This window comes from Enterococcus sp. AZ194 (genome assembly GCF_051713825.1).
Lineage (GTDB): Bacteria > Bacillota > Bacilli > Lactobacillales > Enterococcaceae > Enterococcus_K.
Genome location: NZ_JBIOQR010000001.1, coordinates 2,216,074 through 2,241,773, shown reverse-complemented (window position 1 = coordinate 2,241,773; position 25,700 = coordinate 2,216,074). Strand labels below are relative to the sequence as shown.

The window sequence follows — 25,700 nt, the reverse complement described above, 5'->3', positions numbered from 1 at the left end:
CTTATGAGTGATGAAATCAAGCAAGCAATCATTCAATCGCTAAAAAAACAGCTGCCAACAGCCAATGAGGAACGTTTGAGCACAATTCTTGAGCTGATTATCGTTGAAATTGAGTCGTACAATTCGTGTGGCAATATAATTCCATGGGAAAAGCTCCAAGGAGTGATTACAGAGGTTTTGTATCAAACTATGCATAATGAGCTAGAAAAAACTATCTCATCCGTAAGGCGTGGAGATACGACTATTAACTACTCAACTAATAGCCAACAGATTCAAGGGTTATTATCGGGCTATGACGATTTAATCAGGCGGATTATTGGTTGTGGGGGAGTTGAATTTTTCTGATGAACGAAGCAGATGTGTTAGCAAGTACCTATCTCGACACTTGTGTTATTGAGCGGTTAATGGATGTCGAAAATGATGAAACAGGGCTAACGGAACAAACCTATCAACTAGTATACGATTCACCATTGCCGTGTGGCCTATCACAAGGCAGCCAAAGTGGACTTGCAGTGGTTGAGCATACAAATGTGGTCAATGTGACGCAAGAGGAACAGAAGCTTTTCATGGCTCCAGGCATTGATGTAATTAAGGGCGATAGATTAACTATTACTCAGTCGACTGGGCATGTTCTAGTATTGTTTGCTAAAAAACCTTTCTTTTATCCTAGCCACACAGAAATTGGACTGATAGGAAGTGAAATAGATGGCTAAACAAGGATACAGCATGAGTTCAAACGCTGACAAAGTTATCGCTAACTTGAAGAAGTGGACACCAGTAGCAGAACGGGAAGGAACGGCTATGGTTAACGATTCGTTAGGTAAAATAATGGAGCTTATTGTTCCGTTAACTCCTGTCAAATCGGGCGATTTAAGACGTGGGTATCGAATCGTAAAAGCACGTAGATTATCAAGTGGTCGTATAGTCGGCGCCTTGATTAACAATGAGCCGTATTTCAAATATGTAAATGATGGACACAGGACCAGAAAAAGCAAAACTGTTGTAAAACTAGGAAGATTCAAACTAACGAGAAAAACAAATGGTTTCGTAAAAGGTAAGTTCATGCTCCAAAAAGCTCAAAACTTAGCTCACATGACCTACATTCCACGTCGATTTAAGCAGATGGCTATCGTTATTGCTAAGAAGGGGTGATGCTTATCAAGGCTCGAATTATTAAGGTGATTACATCCACTTTAAAAGCAATCAAAGCGGACGCGACTATCTATTTAGATTCTGTTATGCAGTCGTCAAAACCTTTTTATCTTGTCTTGTCAGTTGACGAAGGCGGAACGGATAACGTAGGTTTAAATGTCCAAAACAAAGTGTATCTGGTTGATGTTGCGTTTATTGACAATAAAGAAACAACTGAATCAAAACAAATGATTGAAGACCTCATAGCACAATGTGGGTCTTTTTTTAATGTGCTGAATATTGATGGGAATCAAGTGTTTCCCGACAATTATCTAGCTTATGAATCTGACGGTGTGCCACACATTAGTTTTAATGTCGCATTCCCTCAAAAAATTGAATGGAGTGAAATTTAAATGGCAAAGAAAAGTAAAGTAGGAATTATTTCCGTGGAAAAGCCAACATGGTTTCCATTGACGGATGAAACGGGAGATTTCCCAACCTATGGACCAGCTGTAACAATCGGAACAGCTGTCAGTATTAACCCAACACTTAATTACGAGACGACACCCGACTATGGAGATGGAACTATCCAAGACCAGTTCACTGCGTTCGGTGGTGCTGAAATCTCGTTAACTACTAACGGGTACGCAAATAAGATTCTTGCGGAATTGACAGGCTCTAAAATAGTAGGTGGCGGTGTTCTACGTTCTGCTGATGACATTGCACCAGATGGAGCTTTTGCATACCGTCGAATGAAATCTAATGGGCATCATCGTTATACGATTTTTTACAAGGGACAGTTCAGTTTGTCAGCTGATGAATCTACAACATTGGAAGGTTCAACTGTTTCCTTTACACATCCCGAATGGACCGGAAATTTCGTTGATATTCCAGGGGTTGGTTATATGTGGTCTGTGGATTCTGACGATGAGAATGTGGATCCAGAAGTTATTGAAAATTGGTTTAAAACTGTAACTAAACCAGCTGATTTTACACCGGCTAAATTAAAAACTAAAGCAGACAAAGGAGAATAATAATGGCTAGCAAATTACAAACAACAATCAAATTAAATTTTAAAAACGATGAAGGTAAGTATCAAAAGAAACAGTTCAAGTCTGCCGAAATGTTACCAGGTTCTGTTATGGAAGACGCGATTCAGCTTCAGGGTGAACTAGAAGAATCCACTCAAACGAATGAAATGGAAGAAATCCGGCCAGTCTTACGTAAATGCTATGACTTTATCGCTGACGTAATTTTCGAAGGTCAATTCACTGGTCAAGAATTTTTAGACGGCATGGACGCTCGTGAAATTTTAAAAATGACCGGTCAGTTATTAGGTTCTGTCACTCAAGGTTACGATGCAATCTATGCCGAACAGAAAAAAAAGTAACAGACCTTCTTTATCATCCACGGATAGCCGAAACACCTCTCTATCGAGAAGCTGAGTTAAAAGTCCAACTGTTAGAAAACGGTTGGACTTTTAACGAGATAGAAGCTACGGATATGGGCGAATTGATGAAGCTATTGGCCTTTCGTGATGCAGTCAAAGAATTCAACGATTTGAAATATCTTGATGAAAATACAATGTTTTAGGGGGTGACGCTTTGAACAATGAAGATTTAGTATTGAAGATGATACTTGATGAGTCGGGATTTTCTGCTGGCTTAGATGGGGCTGTAAAAAAACTGAACAAGTTTGATGGTCAGGTAGACAATACTAGTAGACGAGGCGGTCGCTCCCTAGGCAGTATTTGGACATCGTTTGTCGGTAATTTTTTAGCCAGTGGAGCAAGTAAAATTATTTCATCAGGAATTGGCATAATTTCCAGTAATTTAGATGGCGCAATTAGTCGTGTAGACACGCTTAAAAACTCAAATCGAGTATTTGAAAATATGGGCTTCCAGACTACGGAAACAAAAAAAGCCATGAAGAATCTACAGAAGTCCATTGCTGGACTACCTACACCGTTAGATACGGCGGTTCGAGGTATGACCGCTTTAACTGCTACTTACGACGATATTGATTTAGGTCAAAAAGTATTCTCCGGGTTAAACAACGCAATCCTTGGGTTCGGCGGAACAACTGAAATGGTGGATAATGCAATTATGCAGTTATCACAACTGCCTATGGACGGTCCACTTGACGCTCAAACGTGGAACTCATTAAGAAATTCAGGATTAACACCAGTATTAAATGCTATGGCCAAAGAATCAGGTACGAGCATGTCCGCCATGAAAGAAGCGTTTGGTAGTGGTGAGTTAACTGTTAAGGATTTCACTCAAAAGCTGATGGACATGAATAAAAACGGCGGTGGCGGTCTTAAATCCCTAGAAAAAATTGCTAAAGATTCCACTGATGGAATTAAAACAGGAATCGCCAATGCAAAGACTGCAGCTGTCCGTGGCGTTGGTAATATCATTACAAAAATTAATGAAGGCTTGCAAGATGCCGGATTTGGCAGCATTGCAGAAATCATTGCTGAAAAAGGTGCTGCGCTAGAAAAAGGGTTGTCTAAGTTTGCCGATGCAATACCTGGGCTTATCAAAGGCGCTAAGGATTTGTACGATAAAATCGAACCCTTCATCCCTTTAATTATGGGGCTAACGGGTTACTTAGTGACATTTACAGCAGTTCTTAAAATTCAAAATACGATAAGTACCATCACAAAAGCATTCAAGGCATGGGGCACAGCGACAGAAGGAGTGACACTTGCACAACGTATTTTAAACGCAGTTATGAAAGCGAATTGGGTCACTGTTTTAGTATCGGCGATTGTTATGTTAGTAGGCTATATCATCTACCTGTGGAACACAAACGAGGACTTTCGGAAAGCTGTTATCAAGATTTGGGATGGTATCAAGAAGGCTTTTTCTGCAGCTGCTGAATGGGCTGTAAAAGCTTGGGAAAATACATTAGAGTTTTTTGCTAGTCTTTGGGATGGTCTTAAAGAGGGTGCTAGTAACGCAGTTGATGGAATTAAAGAAGCTTGGGACGGAACTAAACAATGGTTTGCCGATGTCTGGAATGGCATGAAAGAAGGTGTCGCAGGTTTTTGGGACGGTCTGAAAGAAGGCGCATCGAATGCGATTGAAGGTGTCAAAGAAACATGGGGAAATATCAAGCAGTGGTTTGCAGATACGTGGAACGGAATTGTAGATACTGTTACTTCCATTTTTAGTGATTTAGTTGATGGCATTATGAGCCGAGTGGGGCCTTTGATTTACGGTGTTCGAAATGCTTTTACCCACATGTCATTATTCTTGAAAAATCTATGGACGAATCTTGGTAAAATTGCAAAAAGCTTATTTACCATCTTAAAAAACGTTGTATTGGCACCTGTCTTATTTGTTACATCCATGATTACTGGGGGATGGGAAGAAGCCAAGAACAATATGATTGCTGTTTGGAATAATATCACGGAAGCGGCAGGTGAAATTTGGCAAGCTATTACCGATACGATTAGCAACTTTATGCTTAACATCAAGATGGCTGCATTAAATATTTGGCTAGGTTTAAAGATGTCTATCACTAACATTTGGAATGAATTATCTCAGATAGCAAGTGACACATGGAATGCAGTGAAAGAATTTTTCTCCGGTCTTTGGGAAGGTATTAAACAGGGCGCAATTGACTCGTGGGAAGCTTTAAAGCAATCAGTAGTCGATACTTGGGAAAACATGAAACAATCAGCTGAGGACACTTGGAATGCTGTGAAAGATTTCTTCGCTGGATTATGGGATAACATGATACAAACCGCAGCAGATACTTGGGATAATATTAAACAATTCACTGTCGATGCGTGGAACTCAATCGGAGATTTCTTGAAAGGTCTGTGGGAAGGCATTGTACAAGGTGCTAAGGACGCTTGGGATAATCTTAAAAAGAGCGTTACTGATGCGGTTGATAATGTTGGAAAAACGTTTGACGAACTGAAAGAAATTGATTTACTTGAAGTTGGTAAAAATATCATCGATGGATTGATTAACGGTATCCATGAAAAATGGAATGAGTTAAAGCAAGGTGTCAAAGATATTGCTGGCAATATTAAAGACTGGATTACTGATGCGTTAGATATTCACTCACCATCGCGGTGGATGCGTGACATGGTTGGTAAGAACATTGTGTTGGGTGTAGTTAAAGGGATTGAAGAGGAACAATCTACATTAAACAATGCCGTGACTCAAATGACTGACTTACCAACTGAATTGCCAACGATCCGAGTGAAATCGCAACAAGAAAACGGCTCATTTTCTGACGATAGAAATAGCACTTTGTCTAGAGATAGTCTAAATAGTGCCACAGTTGAAGGCGATACGTTTAATGTACAATTGCAAGCATTTGGTGACTTGCCAGAAGCACAAATGATGCAGATGGCGCAAAAGTTTGTAAAATACATTAACGATGTACGAAAACGTGATGACGCACCAAAAGGAGGGGCATTCAGTGGAATTTAAAAGAGGTCAATTTAAAATCAACGGATTACACAGCGAAGAGTTTAATGCTTACATGCGTGATCGGCCAGAACGTCTCTCCGCTGGTCGAGTTATCGAATTAAGAGAACGACCGGGCAACGATTCATTTGTGGTCGATTATGCTTACTACAAGAATGTAGAGTGGACTATTTCTTGTTACGCGAAAGCAGAAGACTTGGAAAATGTTCACAATTTGGAAGATAGAATAAGAGCTTGGTTGGATATGGATAACTATTCCGAGTTTATCTGTTACTTTGATGAACACTATATCTATCAAGCAGTTGTCACTAGTCCTCCACTTTTTAGTGGGACAAGGAAGAATGGGCACTTAATCCCGTTCGAATTTACAGTTAGCTTACGACCGTTTAAGACTGCGCGAGTTGGACAACAATGGATTAGCAACAAGAAAAAGATTAATAATAGCGAAAAGTATCCTTCGAAACCTAAGATTCAGATTTTAGGTTCGGGGGATATTTCTTTTTGGATCAATGACCAGAAGTTTGATTTAACGAATGTTGGGAACGAAATTATTATTGATTCTATGTTTCAAGAATCTTACCGGATCGTTGACGGCATTCTTGAGTCACAAGACAAAAAAACAAAATTCAAAAACTTTCCTGCATTAAAAATCGGGATGAATGAATTTAGATGGAGTGGAAATGTGAAGGAATTCAGAATACAACCAAGGTGGTGCACGAAAATATGACTCCTATCATTTACGAACCAAGAGAAACAGATTTTGCGCATAATGGACTAGGCTTCCTCGCTGACACTACTAGATGTGATGTCACAGAGGAAGCAAACGGTAAATATGAACTAGAACTAGAATATCCATTGATGAGTCGTTTTTCTGATTATTTTGAAAACGGCTATCAGATTAAGGCCAAGCCAAACGATCAAGAAGAATACCACGTTTTCGAAATTAAAAACACGTATAAGGATACGATTAACAACTCTATACTAATCTATGCCCAATCGCGCACCTACAAGCTAGGTAATCGTGAAGTACAATACGTCAAGATAGATTCTAGCAATGGTACTGAAGCAATGTCTGCAATTACAAACGGTATGGATGAGGGGTCAGATATTAAACTTTATTCTGACATCACCACCACGTCATCTACAACGTTTGAAGCTCGAAACGTACTCAATTGTATTGTTGGGGAGCAAGGGAGTCTATTACAATACTGGGGCGGAGAAATCAAACGAGAACCCTTTAAACTATCTCTCTTGAGACGTAGAGGACGAGACAACCTCGGTACTGTCCGTTATGGCAAAGATCTACAGGGCTTAAAAATTAAAATTGATTATGAATCAATCACCACCAAAGTATTACCTTATGCAGACTTGCAAAGCGAGGGTGATGGCACAACGAAACGGATTTACGGAAGTCCAGTTTTAAGTGACTTAGTAAAGAATTATCCAGATGTTCGTGCGCGGCATATTCAATTTACCGAAGAACAAGGTGTGAAGGATCTAGCTAGTCTTAATAAGGTGGCTAGTAAATACTTCAAGTCAATCAATCCTGGATCAGACAAACCAAAAATAAGTATTGAACTAGAAATCGAAAAATTGACTGACTCAGAAGAAGCAAAAGAATTCGCTAAGATAAAAAATTACGGTTTGTTTGATACTTTTTCTGTTTATCACAGTTTGTATGACATTGAAATTGATACGAAGATTACTAGTGTCGTTTATGATTCATTAAACGAAAAAAACAAACAGATTACTGCAGGTGATGCTCGTATAGCGTTTTACCAACAACAAAATTATGAGCTGCAAGAGACAATTAAGACATTAACCAAAAAGGGCTACATGTCCGAATTTGTCGATTATGTGACTAACCTTATAAATGGAGTCGAAGGCGGGAGCGTGCTTCAGTATCCCAAAAATAAGCCGCACACTACTTACTACATGGATACCGATTCTCGCGACACTGCCAAAGACGTGATTGCTATTAACAACAAAGGTATCGGATTTTCTCAGACTGGTTGGCTAGGTCCTTTCTTAAATGCCTGGTCAATCGACGGTATTTTAAATGCTGATTTTATCCGTACAGGTCTTATTCGTGCGGATATTTTAGAGACCTCATTTAATGGTATGGGAGATATCTTGAGAATGGTATCAGGTACTCTACAAGCTTGGAATAAGAATAAAAAAATCATGGAGCTTACAAAAAGAGGCATGGAGTTTTGGAGCACAACTGGCGAACAAATAGGGACTATGGGAACAACTGATTCAATCGGTAATCCATTTCCTGATGCTATGACGTCAGAGCCGATAGAAGACAACTCGGTGGTTATTAGAGGAAATGACAAGTTTGTGCTGCTGTCTCCGACTGAAGGGAAAGGTCTGATTATGCTTCCTAAGGGCGGATCTATACATTTAGGCGATCTAAATATTCAAGGAACTTTGCGCGTCGATGGCAAACCCGTTATCCCTGGTCAAGGTGGAGGCCCTGGCGGAGGTGGCGGAACAGGAACAGGCGGTTATCCTCCCGAACTAACCACTGACACCGAAAAATGGGCTTGGGATTTATGGGCATTTTTAACAGCTAACGGATACACTAAACAAGCAGCTGCTGGAATTTTAGGTAATGCCAGTAGAGAGACAGGCGGAACGATGAATCCAGACACAGACCAAGTAGGTGGCCCAGCTTATGGAATTGTTCAATGGGACGGTTCAGCATATCCATTGATTGGCTCACCCACTTATGATGGGAGAGAATATGTTCAACGATTAATGGCTGCAGCCGGAATTAAGGCTGATTATAAAACCATGGGAGCACAGGCAAGGCTATTGGAATGGACAATGTTTAATGGTCAATGGATTGGAGCTGTTGATCCACTCACAGTTGCTGGATTTAAAATTACAAGTGACATAAGTACAGCTACATTAGCTTTCCTAAAAAACTATGAGCGTGCAGGAGTGGAAGAATTAGGTCAGCGTGTTGAAGCCGCAAATTATTGGTATAACAGATTCAAAGATCTAAAACCAAGCACTGAAACTGGCGAAGCCGGATTAAAACATCTCGAAACACTTGTCGGCCAACGTATCGGGAACGGCGAATGTTATGGTTTATCTGCTGAATATTCGGGTTTTTTAGGCGGTTGCGGCATGGGCGCTGGAACTCAATACGCTTTGAGTCACGTCATCGGTGACACATCTGCAGCGTCTGATATCGGAATCGCCTACGATTGGCAGGCTGTCGGATGGAAGGTGATTCAGAATCCCTCAAAAGATCAGTTGGTTGTTGGTGCGCTTATAAACTGGTCAAAAGGCGGACGTGTGGGCAGCTGGAATGCTGATAACTACTATGGTCACACTGGTGTGATAAGAGGTTTGGATAATGGAAAGATTCAAACGTATGAACAGAATACGGAACTAGGTAGGATAGCTGGAAAGCTTGAGCGAGAATATTATAGCTCAAGTGATATTTCATCGATTGTAATTCCGCCAAAATAATAAAGGAGTTGAAAACATTTGGATTTAAATCAATTTAGAGACGTTGACTTAGTGATTGATAAGGCTAACGACAGTTTCATTCAACGTCAATTTGTGTCTCAGGGTGATTACAAGGGACGTACATTGACCGTACAAATAACTAATAATGGTGTTATCGGTGAGGTACCAGGGCTCACACTAAACCTTCGCTGGCAAAACCAAGCAAGTGGACTGACAGATTTATCAGCGTTAACGTTGATTGATAGAGCTAATAGTATCTATCGCATTGAGTACCCGCAGCATATGATGACACCTGGCACAGTAGTAGCAAGTATACAAATCTTGCAGAATGGTAGGAGTACGTTTACTAAACAGTTTGAACTCACGGTTCAGAAATTGATGGGGGAGGCAGTGGGAATTGTTGGAAAAGCCGAATTTAGCGCGTTAGTTCAAGCTCTAGCTGAAAACAATCAATTTAAATCAGATGTTGAAAATGTCCAGATGGAGAAAGTTGATAAAAATGGCGTTGGACAGGTGAAGATGTCTAACTTGGCTCAAGAAATTAAAGATGCTATAACAGGTGGTTCAGTTGCTATCGTGGGTGAGGATGCGATAACAGATATTAATGTTGTAAATAATAGTCTTCCACCATCTAAACTATCCGATTCAGTTGATTATTTAACTGTAGCCGAAATTGTCGATGGAAAATATATGCAGTCGGTGACAGATGATGGAGATATTATATTTACAGAAACAGCATTTTATTGGCTAGCAAAACTGGATCTAAAACAGTTAGGTTATTTATTGATTACAAAATCAAACTTGCAACACGGCTTATCACTTGTATTGACAGATAGTCAAAATAAGTCGCTCGCATACTGGAGTCATAGTTTTGATGGTGGGTTATTTAATTATGCGTGGATTCAAGATTATGGTGACTATTATCAAATTAACGTTGATTTACTTAACCAGACGTATCCAAATGTCAAAAAGATCTATGTCGAGTTTAGGATAGAAGATCAAGAAACTGCATTTATTCGAGGTATTAAATCTGAGGATTTAACGATGCACGAATGGGGCGCTGGCCAATCATTTGATAAGTTGCGAAATGTTCCAAACAGGATAGCAGATATTTATGATTTAAAAAATGAATCTACGTCAAAAATAACTTATAACAATTCGATTCCTCGCTTTAATAGTTCCACAGGTATGCCTGAGTTTGTCTCGGCATCAAACAGGTCAGTTTTTGAGTTTGAGCTGACAAAAAGAGGGCTAATCCGATTTCCTATCTATAGCTTACCTGATCAGCAATTTATATTGGTAGCGGATAGCGAAGGTAAAGTGATTAAAAATTATGACTCAACGTATGCACGGGGAGAAAATATAGTCAGCTGGTTATTGAAGACTGAAGAATATTTTGAAATCACAATAGATGATTTATCGACTATGTATCCGTCAGCTGAAAAAATCTATCTAGTTGTATGGAACAAGTCGGTTGATGGATTTTATATCGGTGCCTACGATGCATTTTCTGTGGAAGAGGTTTTTCCCGCTATAACTTTATCAGCAGCTCAACAGGGAGCAGCTGAATTAATAACACTATCTGAATACCCCATCGTCGAGGGCAAAACAGGTTATGTATATTTAGATAATATTAATTTGAACGGTAATTACTATACAGACAATGATTTGTATGTTGCTCAAACAGATCATAACGATGTGATAGCGGGAGGTTACCCAATACAAATGGGGGACAAAGATATATTAGTTCCTGTTATTAGAAAAAAACAAAATGAAGTATTAGAAAGCATAAAAATTGTTTGTAAATCTGTAAGACTAGATGCTGGAAGTGGTCAGACTAAAAAAGCTCAATTAATTGGCGAGTCGACAACAGAAGCACAAGCATATCGCACTGCAGTAGCCGAGCGTTTTAGTACTGACGTAATGTCGATTGAAATGGGTGGTACAAGAGGGAGTGGAAACACCAAACATGAAGGACGTAGTGGCTGGACAACTGAACATTTTATGAGTTCCGAGTCATACAACGGCGCTACAAATAGTTTTTACAATCCGTCGACTAAAAAGTTTGATTATAGCTACTATCTTGCGAAATTCAACATTGATATACCTGATATTGTCTTATTGAATTTTGGGATTAACGACGCAAATCAAGGCATATCGCCAGAACAAACAATTAATAATCTATATACGATTATGGGACAGATTCGTGTTAAAAATCCTAACGTAAAATTTGGTATCGGTTTAACCTCGAACCTTTGTCGTATTGAAAATGTTGCCTATCGAACAGAATCAAGACGCAACAACATCCTTAAGACAGTTAAAGCTTTAATCACTGAATTCGATAATCGTAAATCGGAAGGGATATATTTAAACCCAATGTATTTAAATATTGATCCAATTTGGGACATGCGTTTTGAAGAGCAACCATTAAGTATCTATCAAACTAGGACGGAATTGTATTGCACAGACGGAACGCATCCGGCCGACTCTACAGGTTATCAAAAAACAGCTGATACAACATATTTTACAATCAAAAGTATGTTTGCTTAAAGTTTTGAGACTCACGAAAGTGGGTCTCTTTTTTGTGAGGTGATCAATAATGAAGTGGCATGACAAGATACAAAAATATCATGTTTGGCGTGGTTTTGCATTGTATTATTTAGTGCTTATTGGAATATTACTGTATTGGATTTTTGGATAAGTTGACTAAAGTCAAAATAGAAAAGGAAAGTGAGAAATATGGATATGAGAATGCTGTTATGGGCGGAAGAAATGATGAAAAACGAATATGGGAAGGTATTAATTTGGCTTGGATTCATTGTCATTTTGATGGCGATTGATATGGCTACAGGGTTTATTCAAGCCTATATCAATCGAGAAATTAAGTCAGGTAAGATGAGTACGGGTTTACTTAAAAAGTTTGCCTTGTTGCTTGTGTTAGTGGCTATCATACCACTGACGATAGTTTTACCCGACTTGTTTTCTGTAAGCATTATTATTGGTGTGTATGCGTTGGAGACACTTAATGAGATGGTCAGTATCGTAGAAAATTTAAACAAGTTAGGAATTGCTACAGCAATGTTTGAACCAATTATTAAACGGCTACAAAGCGGAAATAAGGATGATAGCTCTCAGAAATGAGGGCTATTTTTTATAAATAAAATTTAGGAGTGATATTATGGCAAAGATTAAAATCGAAACATCAATTAGTTATATGGACACGCTACGAATAAATAAAATCAGATACTCAATGAACGGTGCCCGAGACGGTTCTGACGGCACAGGCGACTGCTCTGGAACAATTGTCCGGTCAATCGAAAAGGCTGGAGCAAGTAAGCCAGCGTGGTTATACAATACCGATTCAATGCACTCGTGGTTAGCTCAAAATGGTTACAAGCTTATTGCATCCAATAAGGAGTGGACTGCCAAACGTGGCGATATCGTCATTTTTGGAAAAAAAGGTTCTTCAGGTGGAGCTGCAGGACACGTTGTAGAGTTTATCAACAATACTCAGATTATTCATTGCACGTATAAAAACCCACAACTTAACGGAGTCTTTATCGATAATGAAGCTAGCGTCTGTCCTTACTATATGGGATGGTATGTGTATCGTAATGACAACGTGGACACTAGCAAGCCTATCACAGTGCCGCCGACTGAGAAGCCTGATAAAGTGGGCTGGTACATGGAAAAAGGTACATTCCAGTCTAACAAAGGAAATCAAAATATTGCTATTTTGGATAAAGCCGTTGACGGTAAAGTATTAGGATGGCTTAAAGCAGGTCAGACAGTCAAATATGACCAATTTACGCACAAAGGTGGCTATGTATGGGTTAGACAACCGCGTGCGAATGGCAAGTATGGTTTTGTGGCCATTGGTAAATCAAATGGATCCAAAAAAACTGAGTCATGGGGCCCATGTTATTAATTTTTGAATAAACTAAAAGCCAAGTATCCTGATATGGGTACTTGGCTTATTTTTATTTAATTCTAATTGTATCGCCTGGTGAGAAAAAGTATTGATCCAAAGTGAATCCATTCAATTCTAAAAACTTCTCGACAGATATACCTGCATTAGCTGCAATGGTGTTTATATCATCACCTTTGTTAAAAGTAGTGTATTCCTCTACCGGAGCTTGACTAACTGGTTGTTCTACTGCTTGTTGCTGCTGTTGAGGTTCTTCCTCTTGCTGATAGACTACAGGCTCACTAGATTCAACAGGTGTAGCAGATACCTGGTAAGCTTCAACAATCTTTTGAGACTCTTCAGTATAAACAGCCATCAATTTCTTGGACCATTCCTCATAGCTTGATTGCCCATCTTTGCTCTCAGACTTTACATCAGCCATCTTACTAATACCCTCATTCGATATTTCTGCTAACTTTTCCACTTTAGCATTGGATAATTCCGCCAATGCATCAACTCCACCTTGTTGTTGTGGATATTCTGTATTATATTCATCGACAAGCCCAGGAGTTGCATCTTTAATTTTTTTACTATAGTCATCTAAGATAGATTGGTAGGCTACTTCTGGATCAATTGATTCAGTAGTGCTTTCTACTGTAGTTGTTTCAGTTGTTGACTGGTCGCTAGTTGCATCTGTAGATGTTGTCTTTCCGTTGGTACATCCTGATGTAAAAACGATAGCTGATAATAATGCAATACCCAACAATGCTTTTTTCAATTTTTATTCCTCCCACATACATATTAGTAGGTTAATTGTAACAAACAGATGGGGTATAGGCTAGTGGTAACTGAAAGCGGTATTGCTTCATAAGTATTAAATTAGTCAACTTCAGCAAGTTCAATTAATAAGAAATCTACATCAAAATCTACATCAAATTGATGGGAACGTTATAAAGAAAGGGTAAAGCAGACTCCCGCCGTCTCCATATGAGGTTTAAAGATAGACAGTAGAAACGCTGATGTACAGGGATTTGTACAGTGTTTCTACTGTCTGTTTTTTTGCTTTGAATACGTAATTGAATGCGGTTAGCCTAATTGCCGACATAGTTAGCAAACATTTTAGCAGTTTTTTTTGGCTCTTTGTGACATGAGCGTAGATATTCTTCGTATTAAATCTGTGTAAAATATACGAATTTTTTTGTGGTTTACGCTAGTCTCATGATCTATGCTAATAATTCGCTTGTGGACCCTAACATAGAAATGTGACTGAGATGAGTTCTAAGTAACTTTTGAACGATTAAATTTTATCCGATTAGCAGTAACTAAGGCGTTGTTCTTTAATCAAATTTTCTATGTCTTGTTCCACTCTCGATAATTCATTTGTAATAACCGTTAAATTCGCTTCCCATTATGTCCTTGTTCCGCAATGTTGTTTGTTTTCTTTAAGTTGCTTAATGATTCTGATAGGGAGACCCATATTTCGAAGTTCTCTAACATTTTCAAAAGCAATTTTCTCTTTGTCAAAAAAATAATATTTTGCGACTACTTTTTACGGGATGATTAGCTGCTCGTCAATATAATAGCGGACGGTTTCTTTTGCCGTGTTCATTTCTTTCACAAATTCACCGATAAACATAGGTACCTCCTAAAAAATCATGACAGGTGGTGCACCACCTGTAGTTAACTAATAGTATATCTATATCAAAAAAGGAGGGTCTTTTTATGGAAATTATAACTATCTGTTTCTCTATTTTATATGCTTGCTTACTGTTTTTAGCAACTATCAAAATTATTCGAATTTCTGAATATCCGGTTATTTTTTTGTGTAATATGTTGGGTGTTCTACTGACAGTGCTGTGTTTTTCTGATTACCGTTTTTTGTATCTAGGAATGATTATTTTATTTGCTTCAGCTTTGTTGAAGGGTCATTTTATATTAGAGGGGGGTTACTTTCTCTCATGTACTTATCCGTTTGTTGTTTACAATCGTCATCCTTAGCTTGAATTATTTTATACATAGAAGCTAAAAAGAGTATTTGAAAAAAGTACTTTCCGATAAAAAGCATCAAAGAGAGCTTGAAAAACAAGCTTTCTTCGGTGCTTTTTGTTAACTGTAAAATGCCTTTACTTTGATATCTTGATTGTAGTTTCCAAAGCCTTTTCCAAATAGCGTACAACCACCGACATTTTTTGCATCCTTTTTGACTTCCACTTTAAATTCCCAAGTATCTTCATGACTTGGAATATCAGCAATGGTTATGTTAGAAAGAAGGACACCATCCATATTTGTCAGATGTTTGGTGATTCGGATGGTTTTAAGTAGACCATATTGGTTTAAATTATCTGGGTACCAGCTTGGTGTAAGTTTTCCTCTAATGTCCGCAAAATCTCCAGGACTAGTCCACGTTCCTAACTCTACTCCATTCAAGGTGAACGTAATATCAGAAGGCCAGTTATCATTAGAAAATGGGAATTCAGAAGAAATTTCCATGGATATTTCAAGCATTTCTAATTTTTCCGTTTTGGTCAGGAAGTTAGGCGTTTTATATTCCAAAAAACCTTGAGTGAACCAAAGAATTCGAGCATCCATTCTTCGTGTATCCATAAAATATTTTGGTTCATCGACTTCACCAATAAAATCATTTATTGTTGCTAGACCACAAGTGGGCTCAACAGAGTAGTTGGTGTAATGACCCACAGGGATACAAGTTTCTTTAAAATCAAACGCATTAAAAATCTTCTCAGGGAAATCGACGATGATTTTATCAACACGCAGGCTAGAGATTTTCTTTTGACCGATTTTCTCCGTTTTAATGATGTTTGCTGCTTCTAATTTCTTGATGTGCATCGTAACGATTGCGCTACTTAGCCCTAAAGAGTGAGCAATCTCTTTGATATTCATCTTGTTTTTAGAGAGTAGCTGAATAATCTCGATGCGCACTTCGCTTGCTAAGGCTTCATAAACAGGTAAGGCCTCTTTATTAATTTCTAATTGCATAATATATTCACCTTCAAAAAAGAATTTTTCTTCTACTTGCATATTAACATATTTATTAACTTAATGGAATCATCAATATTATATCGCAATACAATTAATAAATTTGTTAATTGTAATCTATTTTAATCTTTTTAAATTAATATATTTATTGTTGACAGCGATTTCAAAATAGTTTATTATTTGGGTGAATATTAAAGGAGGTCTGTTATGAAAGCAAGATTAAGTATTCACTCAAAGTATCAGGTCGGTAAGATTGATAATCGTTTGTATGGTTCGTTCATCGAGCATATGGGTCGAGCGGTGTACGGGGGGATTTATGAACCTCATCATTCTACGGCAGATGAACAGGGCTTTAGGCAAGATGTCCTAGAGCTAGTCAAAGAGTTGAAGGTTCCACTGGTCCGCTATCCAGGAGGAAATTTTTTGTCGGGGTATAACTGGGAGGACGGAATTGGACCTAAAGAAAAGCGACCGCACCGCTTAGATTTGGCTTGGCGAACGATTGAAACAAATCAGATTGGAATTCATGAGTTTTATGAGTGGTCGATGAAAGCGGATACCGAAATTAATATGGCAGTTAATTTAGGTACAAAAGGTATTGATTCTGCTAGAAACTTGGTTGAGTATTGTAATTCTCCAATAGGAACTTATTGGAGTGATAAGAGAGCAGACAATGGGCACAAAAAACCGTTTGGGATTAAGACGTGGTGTTTAGGCAATGAGATGGATGGTCCTTGGCAGATTGGACATAAAACGGCTGATGAATATGGTCGTTTAGCTGCCGAAACAGCTAAAGCAATGAGGTGGGTGGATGATTCGATTGAGCTCGTTCTTTGTGGTAGCTCAAGTAGTAGTATGCCAACGTTTGGGAGCTGGGAGTTGACTGTATTAGAGCATGCTTATGAGGAAGTCGATTATTTATCCTTGCATCAGTACTATGGGAATCAAGAAAATGACTTAGCGCATTATCTGGCTCGTTCATTAGATATGGATCAATTTATTTCGGGCGTTGTAGCCATGTGTGACGCTATCAAAGCAAAGAAAAAAAGTAAAAAACAGATTAATTTATCGTTTGATGAATGGAATATATGGTATCACAGCAATGAGTCAGATAAGGCTATTGCTCCATGGGAAGTAGCACCACCAATTTTAGAAGATCACTATAACTTTGAAGATGCGTTACTTCTAGGTTGCTTGTTAATTACGCTACTTAAGCATAGTGATCGAGTGAAGATTGCTTGTTTAGCTCAGCTGGTAAATGTTATTGCGCCAATTATGACCACTCAAGATGGTCCTGCTTATCGCCAAACTATCTTTTACCCGTTTATGCAAGTGGCTACGTATGGAAAAGGGACAGCATTAACACCGGTGGTTACTTCAGAGAGCTATGCCACTTGTGATTTTGAGGCAGTTCCTTATCTTGAAAGTATTGCAGTCCTTAATCAAGAAGAGTTGGTCATCTTTGCAGTTAATAGAAGTCAAGAGGTGATGGACTTTGAGGTGATGCTTGAAGATCTTTCAATTACTAAAGTGGTTGAGTTTTCTCAGATGAGTGGCTTTGATATCAAACAAGTCAATTCGGAGGCTAATCATAAAGTAAAACCGGAAGGCTCAAATGACTTTGAAGTGGCTGGCGATAGCAAGAAATTATCAGCCTCATTAGCGCCTCTTTCTTGGAACATGATTCGTTGTGCAGTAAATAAAAAATAGACATGGGAGGAAATTAAAAATGAGATTGAAAAAATTATTAGTTGGTTCGATGGCACTATTTTCTATTGGCTTGTTAGCCGCTTGTGGGGGGAAAGGCGCAAAGGAAGGGAAGTCAGAGGATGGAACAACAACGCTAACTTTTTGGAATGGTTTTACTGCTTCAGACGGTGAGATTTTACAAGGAATTGTTGACGATTTTAATAAAACGAACGACAAGAATATTAAGGTTGAGATGGATATCATGACATGGGCCAATTTGAATGAAAAGTTACCACCAGCCATTTCATCTAAAACTGCTCCTGACTTTTTTGCTCTGAATTATCCTGATTTCGCTCAATATGTTGAAAACGGTGCTGTTCAGTCATTAGATGATTTTTGGGATGTTGACGGGGTGGATAAAGCCGATTTTACAGAAACTGCCGTTAATTTAGGGCGAGTTAATGACAAACAATATTTTGTGCCTATGCAAGTCCAAGGTATGTATATGTATTGGAATAAAGATTTATTCAAAAAAGCTGGTGTAGATACAGAAGCCGTACCAAAAACGTGGGAAGAATTAACAAAACTAGCGCCTAAATTAGCGAATAGTCAAGACAATGTATCTGGGTTTGTTTTTAATAAAGATGGCACCGCTCCTCTATATAATTGGATTTTGGCAAATGGTGGGAAATTAGTGAATGAAGACTATACAAAATCAGCGTTTGCTTCTCCTGAAACATTGAAAGTTTTACAAGCGATTCAAACAATGATTCATGATGAAAAAGCGGGTCCAGAATCTATTTCAGGTGCAGAGATGGATAACTTAATGAATGCTGGACAATTAGCTATAGAGATCAATGGGCCATGGTTAAACAATGGCTTGAAGGCAAATGAGATTAATTACGGTGTGACTACATTGCCTCAAGGAACGAAGGGGGCATCGGCAATTTTAGATGGTGTCGGCTATGCCATTCCAGCTAGTACAGATCCTAGTAAAAAAGAAGCAATCTATGAGTTCTTGAGATATTGGAATTCAACAGAAATTGGGAAAAAATGGAGTCAAGAAAATGGGTTTCCAGCTTACCTACAATCAGTTGCAGATGATGAAGAAGTAAAACAAGATAAAATAGTGACAGAGCTGTCTAAACAAATGGAGTATGCTGAACCATTTTTGCCTGGATTTACAAAAATATCCGCAATCAACAATGACATTATCAACCCGATGCTTGAAAAATTATTAGCTGGAGAAAATGCTGAAAAGTTGATGAACGAGGCAGATAAGGCAATTAACGACTTACTTCAGCAATAAGTGTGTGAGTTGCAAGCGCGAGACTATGGATTATTTCTGAAGCGCAGAGAGTGGGACTTCAATAGTTTGATTGAATGTCCCATCCTCTTTCAAAATTTTATTAAAATGAGGTGGAAATATTGAAAACAATCGCTAGGTATTGGAATAAGCCAAATCATGCGGCCTATCTCTTTTTATTGCCTTCCTTTTTGATTTTGCTTTTATTTATTGTCGTTCCATTAATTGGAACTTTTGGGATTAGTTTTACGAATCTAAATATATTTTTTACAAATAAGGATTTTGTTGGTCTAGAGAACTTCACGCGAATTTTCGGGGACGAGCGAGCAATGAATTCTTTGCTTCATACGCTCTATTTCACCTTACTAGAGACTCCAACACAAATTGTTGTCGGTTTGTTAGCAGCTGTTACTTTGACAAAGAACACTCGATTTAACAAATTTTTCCGTTCGACTTTTTATATTCCAGTTATTTGTTCATTGACTTCCATCGCTATTATCTTCTCGATGATTTTAGATCCGAATGTTGGGGCGATTCCGTACTTATTTTCACAAATAGGCTTGCCTATTCCGCAGTTTTTTAGAGATCCTGTGTTAGCTATGCCCACAGTTGCTATCATGACTGTGTGGAAAAATTTTGGTGTAACGATGACCATCTTGCTGACGGCTATTCAAGGAATTTCTCCATCATTATACGAATCAGCTGAAATTGATGGGGCAACCAAACAACAACAATTCTTTAACATTACTTTGCCACAGATTGTTCCTTCTCTTGGTTTTTGTATTTTAACCAATCTGATTGGTTCTTTACAGGTGTTTGACCAAGTCTATGTCGCAACAGGTGGGGGCCCGCAGTTTAAAACGGAAACAGCAGTTCAATATATCTACAGTAGAGGGTTTACGGCACCTTATGAATTAGGGTATGCTTCTGCGCTATCTTCTGTTTTATTTATCATTATTGCTGCCATTGCGATTTCGACTAATTTATTTATGTCATATAAAGAAAAACAAATGAAATAAGAAGGTGAAAAGATGGCATCAGGGAATATAGAAACTAAAACAGTAAAAAGAGAAAGAAATTTGAGTGGGAAAAGTATTTTAGGGAAAATCGGCATGATACTGGTTCTTTTTGTAATTGCTTTTCCTTTCATATGGTTAATAATTTCTTCTTTCAAATTTGAAAAAGATATTATTTCTTTTCCTCCTAAGATTTTTGCAAATAAATATACCTTAGATAATTATCTTAAGGTATGGACGACCATCCCTTTGTTAGACTATATAAAAAATACAGTTATATTTGCGGGTGGGACAGTGATTACCTCAGTCTTCTTTGATTCTTTAGCAGGGTATGCGTTTGCTCGAATGAACTTCAAAGGAAAATCAGCCCTTTTTTATTTTGTGTTATTAACGATGATGATTCCTTTTCAAGTATTTATGATTCCACTTTTTATTGAAGTCAATGTAATGGGGCTATTAGACACGTATGCAGGGTTGATTATTCCGAGAATGACGACTGCTTTTGGGATATTTATGATGAGATCCTTCTTCATTACTTTACCAGCTTCATTGGAGGAAGCAGCAAGGATTGACGGCTTAAATGAGTTCAAGATTTTTTGGAAGATTATGTTACCGTTGAGTAAACCTACGTTGTTATCATTGGGGATTTTCACGTTAATGAATAGTTGGAATGATTTACTGTATCCATTGATTTTAACAAGTAGCTCAAAAATGCGGACCTTACCTGCAGGATTGGCTTTGTTTTCTGGTCAAAATATTTCCTTCTATGGGCCAGTTATGGCTGGGACAGTGATTTCTATGTTGCCACTACTGATTATTTATATATTTGCACAAAAATATTTTGTTCAAAGTAACGCGATGACTGGAATGAAGGAGTAGGAAGAGTAAATGAAGATAGTTGAAACTAGAGTTTATGGGCATCTAATTATCATTGCAGATTATATTTTACTGGGCTTTATGTGGATCACTTGTTCATTGCCTATTCTAACGATTGTTCCGGCGAGTGTTGCAAGTCTATATGTGATTGCACAATGGAAAAAAGGGACTTCACAAGGGTTGCTTTTGACCTTTTTTAGGGGGATGAAAAGAAATCTTTTTAGTAATCTTTTGCTCAACTTATTGACACTTTCTATAGTAGTTATCATGAAGGTGATGATTAGAGAAGGAAGTCAATTGTTCGGGGTGGTTTGTTTCGGATCACTGATAATTTACGGCATATTTCTCCTATCCTGGATGAGTAATTGTGTCATTTATTCTAATAGAACAGCCAAAAAAATGTTTATGAAAAGCGCAGCCGACGTTATTTTCCATTTCGGGGAAACGAGCGTGGCCCTTCTTTTAGTGGGAATGTTCAGTTTATTTGTTTCTGTTTTCCCATTAGCGCTTTTTCTGTTTGCTGGTGGGTTTTGGAAACTAGTTTCGTTATTAATAGTAAAGGTAGGTAAATAAACGTATGACTATTTCTAAAATTAGTGTAAGAGATGGCTTTGTAGTGGGGGATATTAGCCATCGATTATTTGGTTCATTTGTTGAACATATGGGTAGCACAATTTACAGTGGGATTTATGAACCAGAACATCCGGAATCTAATGAAGAAGGATTTCGTTTGGACGTAATGAAATACATTCAAGCATTGAATTTGGGCGTTATTCGTTATCCTGGCGGAAACTTTACTTCAGGGTACAATTGGTTGGATACGATTGGTCCAAAAGAAGAGCGGCCGAGAAAAATTGATCTCGCTTGGCGAGGAATAGAGCCGAATACATTTGGCATCCATGAATTTTTTTCGTGGTTACAACTAACGAATGCAGAAGCTATCTTCACTGTAAATTTAGGAACAAAAGGAATTGATGAGGCGAGAAATATTGTTGAATATTGTAATTATCCAGCCGGTTCCTACTGGAGTGATTTAAGAAGAACCAATGGGCAAGAGGAACCGTTTAATATTAAGTTATGGTGCTTGGGTAATGAGCTAGATGGACCGTGGCAAATCGGCACAAAAACAGCTTATGAATATGGACGATTGGCCAATGAGGCAGCAAAGGTAATGAAGCTAGTAGATGATTCTATTGAAACGATTTTGGTAGGTAGCTCAACACCAAGATTGGCAAGTTATCCAGAATGGGACAGAATTGCTTTAGAAGAGGCATATGAAAATGTTGATTATTTAGCTCTACATAATTACATTGATAAATATGATGAGGATGATTTAACAAGACCACCCAAAAATGAACGAGATGATACACCAACTTATTTAGCAAAATCTTATCGCTTTGATCGTCAAATTGAAGAAATTATTGCTACTTGTGATTATGTGAAAGGGTATTTGAGAAGCGATAAAACCATGTATTTAGCTTTTGATGAATGGAACGTTCATTCTCAACCAGAAAAATCGCACAATAATTTTGAAGTCGGTAGCCCAATAGATTGGTGTTATTTTACGATGGAGGATACGTTACTATTTGGTTCACTAGGACTAGCGATAGTTCGACACGCTGACCGCGTCAAGATTGCTTGTCAGTCTTTATTAGTCAACACAATTCCTTTAATTTTGACTGATAAAAATGGTCAAGCTTGGCGTAATCCAACTTACTTTGTTATGGAGCAATTGGCTAACCATGCAAAAGGCAGAGTGTTGACTAGTCAATTTGATGGGCCAACTTATGATTGTGAGAAAATTACGGATGTTCCAGTTGTCGATCATGTCGTTGTTGAAAATGAGGATGCGCTTGTTTTATTTATGGTCAATCGATCTTCCGAGGAACAAACTGTTGTGATGGACCACGACTTTCATTTAGCACAGGAAGGGCTTCATACTAGTTTAAAAAGCCCGAATTTATTAGATAAAAATTTAAGAGAAACACCAGACAAAATTGTTCCGACTGAAGAAAAAATCTCGTTGGAGACACAAAAACAACTAACGATTTCTGTTCCAAGTTATTCATGGAATATGGTAAGAATTGAGAAAGTTTGAGGAATTCATATGGCAGACACTAAATATAAAAACCCTATAGTTACGGAAAGAGCCGATCCTTGGGTATATAAACATACAGATGGGTACTACTATTTTACAGGTTCATTGCCAGGGTATAAGGCAATAGAATTGAGAAGAGCAAAGCAACTAAATGATTTAGAGACGAGTGAACGATTGCTTGTTTGGCATGCCCCAGAGACAGGAAAGATGAGTCAGCTAATCTGGGCGCCAGAGATTCATTTTATTAATAGTCGTTGGTATATTTATTTTGCAGCAAGTGATGATCAAAATATTCGTGATCAGTTTCATCATCATCGAATGTTTGTTATTGAAAATTGTAATGAGAGTCCGATGAATATGGATTGGCAAGAGAAAGGGCAAATTATCACTCAAATAGATAGCTTTAGCCTCGATGCAACCGTGTTTTGTTGCAAAGAAAAACTTTATTATGTTTGGGCGCAACAAGAGCCTAGAATTCCTGGGAACTCCAATTTATATATTTCTGAGATGGAGAATCCTTGGACCCTTAAAGGGAAAGAGACACTCTTGTCTATACCTGAGCATGACTGGGAAAAAATTGGGTTTATGGTAAATGAAGCACCTGCTGTTATTCAACGAAACCATAAAGTATTTATTTCTTATTCTGCAAGTGCAACGGATGAAAATTATAAGATGGGTTTATTGTGGGCAAATGACGAGGATGATTTGTTGGATGGTTATTCATGGAATAAATTAGAAGAACCCGTTTTTGTTTCGTCTGAGAGAAATAAACAGTTTGGTCCAGGGCATAATTCGTTTACAAGAAACGAAGAGGATACAGAAGATGTTTTAATCTATCATGCACGTCCAGAAAAAAATAAGGTTGGAGATCCGCTAGATAATCCCAATCGCCATGCGAATGCTCAAATATTTCAGTGGGATGAGAAGGGCTTTCCGGTGTTTGGAGAGCCAGAAGCATACAGCAAATAACAATGAAAACTACTGTAAAACTTCTTAAGAGAAAGAAATGACTTTCTTTTGAGAAGTTTTTTTAATCTACTATACAAGAGTCTGGCACTGCTAATCAGTATCTTTTAATCTCATACACATGATTGGCTTTCTTTCAACGCAAGAGAATAGGTATGATGACTTGGAACAGTTGGAAATACCTGCGCACACTTGGGCTATTTTTCCAAACAAAGGTCCGTTTCCTGAGACGCTGCAAGAAACAATGGCAAATATTTTTTCTGAATGGTTGCCTTCTTCTGACTATCAGCTAGTGGAGGCGCCTGAGATTACGTTCACAGAGTATTCTGAAAATCAAGAAGAGTTATATAGTGAAATTTGGATTGCAGTGAACAAGCCGTCCTAAATATCTTCAATTGAAAAAGTTTTAGGGCCCTTGTCAAATTGACGCGGGCCCTAGACTGTCTGAGGGAAAATAACAGATTATTTACTTTGTAGCTTATGAGTTATAGCGTTTGTGGTAAGGCACAAATTATGTAAAGAATAAGAGTAAATAGTGCCATGATAATAACAAAACTACCTAATAGTAGAGATTTATTTTTTTTAGTATATCCGTAAATAATTGAGCCAAGACTGATGAGAAAAAGAATAATAAAAATAACTAAAATTTCCATAAAGTAACTCCTTTACATAAACTAGCTGTAATCCATTTATTTTTTTGAATGTCTATCAAATCGTTTTATTTATAAAAAACATCTTGTTTATTCTATGCTATTGTCGAAAAAGAATCAACTAGCTTCATGATTTCTTAACAAAAAAAGACCACCCAAGAGGGCAGTCCAGAAAAGTCGTTGATAGTGCTAAACAAATACTTTTAAAAGGAAACGGTTGTTAGATTAAATCAAAGTGTTTAAGTGCGTGAACAATCCCGCCCTCTGTATTTTTCTTCGAAACGAAACTCGCGATTTCTTTTAGTTCAGTAATAGCATTGCCCATTGCGATTTTGTGGTCACAGGCTTCTAATAAAGCAAAGTCGTTTGGCCCATCTCCAAAACCATACGTTGGCACACCTTCAAGATTCATAACCTCTAAAAGTTTTGCAACGCCGCTTCCTTTTGAAATTCCTTTTTTTACAGTATCGATAGAGTAAGGACCATTACGGTAGAAAGTTAATTCAGGAAAGGCTTCGTGATAGACTTCATCTCCAGACTGACATAAAACGAGTAACATCTTAACGGGATGTTCTTTGAAACCAAGAGGATGAATCGGTGGCACTTCTGAATGAATAAAGTTATAAGAGTCAACTAGCGTTTGATTGTGGCCTGTACACCAAATATGTTCCTCATTGTAATAGGACAGAAGATCACCTTGTTTTTCCGTTAATTCATACATCCGTTGACATTCTTCTTCTGTAAAATAACTTGAGTAAACGGGTTCTCCATCAACACGAATAAAAGCCCCATTCATGACAATATTTGAGGTGATGCCGGCTTGTTCTTTGATTCCAATAATTTCAATTTCAGTACGGCCAGTAGCGATTACGGGTAAGACCTTATTTTTTTTAAGTGCACTCATAGCATTTGCGACTTCAGGTGTAATCTTTGAATGAGCGTCTAGTAGGGTTCCATCCAAATCAAAAAAGGCAACAGCACGGTAGTTTGACATAATCTAAGCTCCTCATAAAATATAATTTGTAACGATCCAATGAATTATTTTCTGTTATTTATAGTAACTTACTCTTTATCATATCAAAAATTGAATAAAACCAAAAGCTTTCGTGAAGAAATGTTGAAGATAA

22 protein-coding genes and 2 pseudogenes are annotated in these 25,700 nt (G+C 37.9%); 21 read left to right on the top strand and 3 right to left on the bottom strand.

Going from position 1 to position 25,700, the window contains the following annotated elements:
• The first annotated feature begins 3 nt into the window (after window positions 1–3).
• From IGI37_RS10400 to IGI37_RS10345, 12 genes and pseudogenes are all read left to right on the top strand, one after another.
• Window positions 4–345 carry a hypothetical protein gene (locus tag IGI37_RS10400; protein WP_438761710.1) on the top strand — a complete coding sequence of 114 codons (342 nt, stop codon included), beginning with the start codon at window positions 4–6 and terminating at the stop codon, window positions 343–345.
• Window positions 345–713, top strand: a complete 369-nt coding sequence (locus tag IGI37_RS10395) for a hypothetical protein (protein WP_438761708.1) — start codon at window positions 345–347, stop codon at window positions 711–713. Before IGI37_RS10400 ends, IGI37_RS10395 begins: the two co-directional genes overlap by 1 nt.
• Window positions 706–1,152 (top strand): HK97 gp10 family phage protein, encoded by a 447-nt coding sequence (locus tag IGI37_RS10390; protein WP_438761706.1) that lies wholly within the window; start codon window positions 706–708, stop codon window positions 1,150–1,152. Before IGI37_RS10395 ends, IGI37_RS10390 begins: the two co-directional genes overlap by 8 nt.
• A 5-nt stretch (window positions 1,153–1,157) precedes the next feature.
• The gene (locus tag IGI37_RS10385; RefSeq protein WP_438763634.1) at window positions 1,158–1,544 is read left to right on the top strand and encodes a phage tail terminator family protein; all 387 of its coding nucleotides are present in this window, start codon (window positions 1,158–1,160) and stop codon (window positions 1,542–1,544) included.
• Window positions 1,545–2,114: pseudogene (locus IGI37_RS10380) on the top strand (major tail protein); the annotation flags it as partial.
• A 53-nt stretch (window positions 2,115–2,167) separates the two neighbouring features.
• Window positions 2,168–2,521: a phage tail assembly chaperone G gene (gene gpG, locus IGI37_RS10375; RefSeq protein WP_438761705.1), complete on the top strand. Its 354-nt coding sequence runs from the start codon at window positions 2,168–2,170 to the stop codon at window positions 2,519–2,521.
• 214 nt (window positions 2,522–2,735) lie between these two features.
• The gene (locus IGI37_RS10370) at window positions 2,736–5,585 is read left to right on the top strand and encodes a tape measure protein (protein ID WP_438761703.1); all 2,850 of its coding nucleotides are present in this window, start codon (window positions 2,736–2,738) and stop codon (window positions 5,583–5,585) included.
• Complete coding sequence (locus tag IGI37_RS10365) at window positions 5,575–6,309, top strand: phage tail protein (protein ID WP_438761702.1); 735 nt, start codon at window positions 5,575–5,577, stop codon at window positions 6,307–6,309. Before IGI37_RS10370 ends, IGI37_RS10365 begins: the two co-directional genes overlap by 11 nt.
• Window positions 6,306–9,068, top strand: a complete 2,763-nt coding sequence (locus IGI37_RS10360; protein ID WP_438763633.1) for a phage tail spike protein — start codon at window positions 6,306–6,308, stop codon at window positions 9,066–9,068. Before IGI37_RS10365 ends, IGI37_RS10360 begins: the two co-directional genes overlap by 4 nt.
• 18 nt (window positions 9,069–9,086) lie before the next feature.
• Window positions 9,087–11,618, top strand: coding sequence for a hypothetical protein (locus tag IGI37_RS10355; RefSeq protein ID WP_438761700.1), 2,532 nt, complete (start codon window positions 9,087–9,089; stop codon window positions 11,616–11,618).
• 189 nt (window positions 11,619–11,807) lie between these two features.
• Window positions 11,808–12,209 carry a phage holin family protein gene (locus IGI37_RS10350; protein ID WP_438761699.1) on the top strand — a complete coding sequence of 134 codons (402 nt, stop codon included), beginning with the start codon at window positions 11,808–11,810 and terminating at the stop codon, window positions 12,207–12,209.
• A gap of 37 nt (window positions 12,210–12,246) precedes the next feature.
• A complete protein-coding gene (locus IGI37_RS10345; protein ID WP_438761697.1) occupies window positions 12,247–12,996 on the top strand; it encodes a peptidoglycan amidohydrolase family protein in 750 nt (249 codons plus the stop codon).
• 52 nt (window positions 12,997–13,048) lie between these two features.
• Here the strand turns inward: IGI37_RS10345 and IGI37_RS10340 are convergent, their stop codons facing one another.
• Window positions 13,049–13,753: a LysM peptidoglycan-binding domain-containing protein gene (locus IGI37_RS10340; RefSeq protein WP_438761695.1), complete on the bottom strand. Its 705-nt coding sequence runs from the start codon at window positions 13,751–13,753 to the stop codon at window positions 13,049–13,051.
• Between the two features lie 944 nt (window positions 13,754–14,697).
• On the opposite strand from IGI37_RS10340, the gene IGI37_RS10335 reads away from it, so the two are divergent.
• Window positions 14,698–14,973 carry a hypothetical protein gene (locus IGI37_RS10335; protein ID WP_438761694.1) on the top strand — a complete coding sequence of 92 codons (276 nt, stop codon included), beginning with the start codon at window positions 14,698–14,700 and terminating at the stop codon, window positions 14,971–14,973.
• Window positions 14,974–15,081: 108 nt separating this feature from the next.
• Here the strand turns inward: IGI37_RS10335 and IGI37_RS10330 are convergent, their stop codons facing one another.
• The gene (locus IGI37_RS10330) at window positions 15,082–15,972 is read right to left on the bottom strand and encodes an ArsR/SmtB family transcription factor (protein WP_438761692.1); all 891 of its coding nucleotides are present in this window, start codon (window positions 15,970–15,972) and stop codon (window positions 15,082–15,084) included.
• 207 nt (window positions 15,973–16,179) lie between these two features.
• Between IGI37_RS10330 and arfA the strand changes: the two genes are divergently transcribed.
• The 8 genes and pseudogenes from arfA to IGI37_RS10290 form a co-directional block, all read left to right on the top strand.
• The gene (gene arfA, locus IGI37_RS10325; protein WP_438761691.1) at window positions 16,180–17,682 is read left to right on the top strand and encodes an arabinosylfuranosidase ArfA; all 1,503 of its coding nucleotides are present in this window, start codon (window positions 16,180–16,182) and stop codon (window positions 17,680–17,682) included.
• Window positions 17,683–17,701: 19 nt separating this feature from the next.
• Complete coding sequence (locus IGI37_RS10320; RefSeq protein ID WP_438761689.1) at window positions 17,702–18,970, top strand: ABC transporter substrate-binding protein; 1,269 nt, start codon at window positions 17,702–17,704, stop codon at window positions 18,968–18,970.
• Between the two features lie 119 nt (window positions 18,971–19,089).
• Window positions 19,090–19,986 carry a carbohydrate ABC transporter permease gene (locus IGI37_RS10315; RefSeq protein WP_438761686.1) on the top strand — a complete coding sequence of 299 codons (897 nt, stop codon included), beginning with the start codon at window positions 19,090–19,092 and terminating at the stop codon, window positions 19,984–19,986.
• A 12-nt stretch (window positions 19,987–19,998) separates the two neighbouring features.
• Window positions 19,999–20,862 carry a carbohydrate ABC transporter permease gene (locus IGI37_RS10310; RefSeq protein WP_438761685.1) on the top strand — a complete coding sequence of 288 codons (864 nt, stop codon included), beginning with the start codon at window positions 19,999–20,001 and terminating at the stop codon, window positions 20,860–20,862.
• 9 nt (window positions 20,863–20,871) lie between these two features.
• Entirely contained in the window at window positions 20,872–21,432 is a 561-nt protein-coding gene (locus tag IGI37_RS10305) for a DUF624 domain-containing protein (protein ID WP_438761684.1), read from the top strand.
• Between the two features lie 4 nt (window positions 21,433–21,436).
• The gene (locus tag IGI37_RS10300) at window positions 21,437–22,957 is read left to right on the top strand and encodes an alpha-N-arabinofuranosidase (protein WP_438761682.1); all 1,521 of its coding nucleotides are present in this window, start codon (window positions 21,437–21,439) and stop codon (window positions 22,955–22,957) included.
• A 9-nt stretch (window positions 22,958–22,966) separates the two neighbouring features.
• A complete protein-coding gene (locus IGI37_RS10295; RefSeq protein ID WP_438761680.1) occupies window positions 22,967–23,926 on the top strand; it encodes a glycoside hydrolase family 43 protein in 960 nt (319 codons plus the stop codon).
• Between the two features lie 109 nt (window positions 23,927–24,035).
• Window positions 24,036–24,308: pseudogene (locus tag IGI37_RS10290) on the top strand (GyrI-like domain-containing protein); the annotation flags it as partial.
• A 485-nt stretch (window positions 24,309–24,793) separates the two neighbouring features.
• Here the strand turns inward: IGI37_RS10290 and IGI37_RS10285 are convergent.
• Entirely contained in the window at window positions 24,794–25,567 is a 774-nt protein-coding gene (locus IGI37_RS10285; protein ID WP_438761679.1) for a Cof-type HAD-IIB family hydrolase, read from the bottom strand.
• Between the last annotated feature and the right edge of the window lie 133 nt (window positions 25,568–25,700).

Excerpts from the sequence above, each read along its gene's own strand:
- IGI37_RS10400 (WP_438761710.1), top strand. The coding sequence starts at position 4 with ATGAGTGATGAAATCAAGCAAGCAATCATTCAATCGCTAAAAAAACAG.
- IGI37_RS10395 (WP_438761708.1), top strand. The coding sequence starts at position 345 with ATGAACGAAGCAGATGTGTTAGCAAGTACCTATCTCGACACTTGTGTT.
- IGI37_RS10390 (WP_438761706.1), top strand. The coding sequence starts at position 706 with ATGGCTAAACAAGGATACAGCATGAGTTCAAACGCTGACAAAGTTATC.
- gpG (WP_438761705.1), top strand. The coding sequence starts at position 2,168 with ATGGCTAGCAAATTACAAACAACAATCAAATTAAATTTTAAAAACGAT.
- IGI37_RS10360 (WP_438763633.1), top strand. The coding sequence starts at position 6,306 with ATGACTCCTATCATTTACGAACCAAGAGAAACAGATTTTGCGCATAAT.
- IGI37_RS10350 (WP_438761699.1), top strand. The coding sequence starts at position 11,808 with ATGGATATGAGAATGCTGTTATGGGCGGAAGAAATGATGAAAAACGAA.
- IGI37_RS10345 (WP_438761697.1), top strand. The coding sequence starts at position 12,247 with ATGGCAAAGATTAAAATCGAAACATCAATTAGTTATATGGACACGCTA.
- IGI37_RS10335 (WP_438761694.1), top strand. The coding sequence starts at position 14,698 with ATGGAAATTATAACTATCTGTTTCTCTATTTTATATGCTTGCTTACTG.
- IGI37_RS10330 (WP_438761692.1), bottom strand. The coding sequence starts at position 15,972 with ATGCAATTAGAAATTAATAAAGAGGCCTTACCTGTTTATGAAGCCTTA.
- arfA (WP_438761691.1), top strand. The coding sequence starts at position 16,180 with ATGAAAGCAAGATTAAGTATTCACTCAAAGTATCAGGTCGGTAAGATT.
- IGI37_RS10320 (WP_438761689.1), top strand. The coding sequence starts at position 17,702 with ATGAGATTGAAAAAATTATTAGTTGGTTCGATGGCACTATTTTCTATT.
- IGI37_RS10310 (WP_438761685.1), top strand. The coding sequence starts at position 19,999 with ATGGCATCAGGGAATATAGAAACTAAAACAGTAAAAAGAGAAAGAAAT.
- IGI37_RS10305 (WP_438761684.1), top strand. The coding sequence starts at position 20,872 with ATGAAGATAGTTGAAACTAGAGTTTATGGGCATCTAATTATCATTGCA.
- IGI37_RS10300 (WP_438761682.1), top strand. The coding sequence starts at position 21,437 with ATGACTATTTCTAAAATTAGTGTAAGAGATGGCTTTGTAGTGGGGGAT.
- IGI37_RS10295 (WP_438761680.1), top strand. The coding sequence starts at position 22,967 with ATGGCAGACACTAAATATAAAAACCCTATAGTTACGGAAAGAGCCGAT.
- IGI37_RS10285 (WP_438761679.1), bottom strand. The coding sequence starts at position 25,567 with ATGTCAAACTACCGTGCTGTTGCCTTTTTTGATTTGGATGGAACCCTA.